The following is a 2,249-nucleotide window of genomic DNA, read 5'->3' as shown; positions in this document are numbered from 1 at the left end:
CGGGCCGCAGCCGGTCCTCTGGGTCGGGCGCACCGTGCTCCGCGCGAATGCCACTCACGCGCCGGTGCGCTTCGAGGCGGGCGCGCTCGGCAACACCGAGGCCTTCGCCGTCTCGCCGCAGCACCGGATGCATGTCGCGGGCTGGCAGGCCGAGCTGAACTTCGGCCAGCCCGAGGTGCTGGTCTCCGCCGTGCATCTCGTGGGGCTGCCGGGCGTCGCGCGGGTGCCGCGGGGTCGTGTCACCTACCTGCACGTCCTTCTCGAGCGGCACGAGATCATCCGCACCGCAGGCACCTGGTCGGAGAGCTATTTCCCGGCCACCAGCCTCGAGCGCCACGAGGACGAGATCCGCAAGGCCCTCCCCGCGCGGTTCCGGCACCTCGTGGACGCGATGCGCGCCCAGCCGCTGGCCCGGCCGCAGGTCACCGGCCGCGAGGCGCGTGTCCTCGCCGCCTAGGGCGTGACGAACTCGTCGCGGGAATAGCCCTGGAGGAACAGGATCGCGGTCAGGTCGCCGTGGTTGATCCGGTGCGGCGCGGCCGCCTGCACCACGGGCTTGGCATGCAGGGCGACGCCGGTTCCCGCCCGCTCGATCATGCCGAGGTCGTTGGCCCCGTCCCCGATGGCCAGCACGTCCCCCGCCGAGATGCCGAGCCGCGCCGAGATCTCCTCGAGCGCCTGCACCTTCGCGTCGCGTCCGAGGATCGGTTGCGCCACGCTTCCTGTCAGCGCCCCACCCTCGGAGAGAAGCGTGTTGGCCCGATGCTCGTGGAAGCCGAGGCGCGCGGCGACGACCTCGGTGAAGGCGGTGAAGCCGCCCGAGACCAGCGCGGTATGCGCACCGTTGGCCTTCATGGTGGCCACCAGCGTCTCCGCCCCCGGCATGGGCCGGATGCGGCGGGCGAGCACGGTCTCGATCGTCGTCTCCGGCAACCCCTTCAGCAGCGCCACGCGCTCGGTCAGGGCGCCCTCGAAGTCGAGCTCCCCGTTCATGGCGCGCGCGGTGATGGCCGAGACGGCCGCACCCACGCCCGCCTCGGCGGCCAGTTCGTCGATGCATTCCTGCCCGATCATGGTCGAGTCCATGTCGGCCAGCAGCATCCGGCGCTTGCGATCGCCCGAGGGCTGCGCCACGAGGTCCACGCCCTCGGCCTGGAGGCTGCGCCAGACGCCGTCGAGGTCGCGCGGCAGCTTCGGCACCTCGAACTCCGCCGCGTGGCGCGGGTCGAGCCAGACGGCCGTTCCGCCCCCCATCGCGTTGCGCAGGCTGTCGACCAGCGCGGGGTCGAGGAACATCGCGGGATTCGTGACGAGGGTGATCGTGTGCATCTTGCATCCGGTCCGCGGTTTCCGGGCATAAAGCATGGTCGCATGGCAAGGGCCAGCGCGATGTGGTTGGAACGGCCGGGGCGAAGCCTAGCTTTGTCCGGGAGGCAGGCAGGGAGACGACATTGGCGAGACGGGCGATCCTCGGGGTTCTGGCGGTCCTCGCGCTCGTCACGGGCCTCGTCCTTCTGGAGCGGCCGCGCGCCGGGCTCGAGATCCGCGAGATCCGGGCCGGCTCCACCCCGGTGACGCTGATGCAGCGCCCGGGCGCGGACGGGCCGCTCGTGGTCATCGCCCACGGTTTCGCCGGCTCGCGCCAGCTCATGGCGGCCTGGCAGCTCACTCTGGCGCAGGCGGGCTACGTGACGGCGAGCTTCGACTTCGAGGGGCATGGGCGGAACCCGGTGCCGATGTCGGGCGATGTCACCTCCGTCGACGGGACCACGCGCCTCCTGATGGACGAGACCGCGCGCGTGACCGATGCCGCGCTCGCCGCCACCGGTGCCGCACCGCGCGTGGCGCTTCTCGGGCATTCGATGGCGTCCGACATCGTGGTGCGGCAGGGGCTGCGCGATCCGCGCGTCGAGGCGATCGTCGGCGTATCCCTCTTCTCGCAGGCCGTGACGGCGGAGGAGCCGCGCAACCTCCTCATCGTGAACGGCGCATGGGAGGCGATGCTGCGCGAAGAGGCGGTGCGCGTCATGGCCGAGATCGGCGCGGAGGAGGGCGAGACCGTCGGCACCCCCGGCGAGGGTTTCGCCCGCCGCGCGGTGGCCGCGCCGATGGTGGAGCACGTGGGCGTCCTCTATTCGCCGCCCGCGCTGCGCGAGGCGCGGGCCTGGCTCGACGCGACCTTCGGGATGGAGGGGGGCGGGGGCCCGGTGGCGGCCATCGGGGCCGCGGTCCTGCTGGGGCTTCTCGGT

3 protein-coding genes are annotated in these 2,249 nt (G+C 72.6%); 2 read left to right on the top strand and 1 reads right to left on the bottom strand.

The genetic code is table 11. From position 1 onward, the window contains the following. On the top strand, positions 1–457 hold a 457-nt coding region (locus ACTS11_RS10940), incomplete at its 5' end, for a Hint domain-containing protein (RefSeq protein ID WP_442640346.1). Here the strand turns inward: ACTS11_RS10940 and serB are convergent. After that, positions 454–1,329 (bottom strand): phosphoserine phosphatase SerB, encoded by an 876-nt coding sequence (gene serB, locus ACTS11_RS10935; RefSeq protein WP_442640345.1) that lies wholly within the window; start codon positions 1,327–1,329, stop codon positions 454–456. The two genes, ACTS11_RS10940 and serB, sit on opposite strands and share 4 nt — an antisense overlap. A 122-nt stretch (positions 1,330–1,451) precedes the next feature. On the opposite strand from serB, the gene ACTS11_RS10930 reads away from it, so the two are divergent. After that, the coding region (locus ACTS11_RS10930) for an alpha/beta hydrolase (protein ID WP_442640344.1) at positions 1,452–2,249 on the top strand (798 nt) is incomplete at its 3' end.

This window comes from Roseicyclus sp., from assembly GCF_052168335.1.
Lineage (GTDB): Bacteria > Pseudomonadota > Alphaproteobacteria > Rhodobacterales > Rhodobacteraceae > Roseibacterium.
The sequence above is the reverse complement of the archived record's forward strand: the minus strand, read 5'-3'. Positions and strand labels throughout refer to the sequence as shown.

What these genes read in the sequence shown, in the direction of transcription:
- serB (WP_442640345.1), bottom strand. Translation starts at nt 1,329, where the DNA reads ATGCACACGATCACCCTCGTCACGAATCCCGCGATGTTCCTCGACCCC.